This window comes from Aquabacterium sp. A08 (genome assembly GCF_011742065.1).
Window position 1 is genome coordinate 1 of the sequence record NZ_JAAQQT010000503.1, and the last position, 407, is coordinate 407.

The window sequence follows — 407 nt, forward strand, 5'->3', positions numbered from 1 at the left end:
CACTGCTTGAACAGGCCTTCGGGCTTGTAGAGCAGCACGGCGGCCATCAGCATGTACACCAGCATGCCCGCCACCTGGGGCAGCAGCACCTTGCCAAAGGTGTCCACCAGCCCGACCAGCAGCGCCGAAATGAGCGCCCCGCGCACCGAGCCGATGCCGCCGATGACCACCACCACGAAGCACATGATCAGCACCGAACTGCCCATGTTGGGGTACACGCTGGCGATGGGCGCGGCAATCATGCCGGCCACGGCGGCCAGGCCCACGCCCAGGGCGAACACCACCGCGTGGATCAGGCGGATGTTGATGCCTAGCGCCTCGGTCATGTCGCGGTTGAAGGCGCCGGCGCGGATCTTCATGCCCAGGCGGGTTTTGGAAATCAACAGGTACAGCCCCAGCGCCAGCAG

1 protein-coding gene is annotated in these 407 nt (G+C 65.8%); it reads right to left on the bottom strand.

Going from position 1 to position 407, the window contains the following annotated elements:
* Positions 1–407, bottom strand: a 407-nt coding sequence (locus tag HA630_RS27370) for a branched-chain amino acid ABC transporter permease (protein ID WP_166832178.1), incomplete at both ends; no start/stop codon positions are given.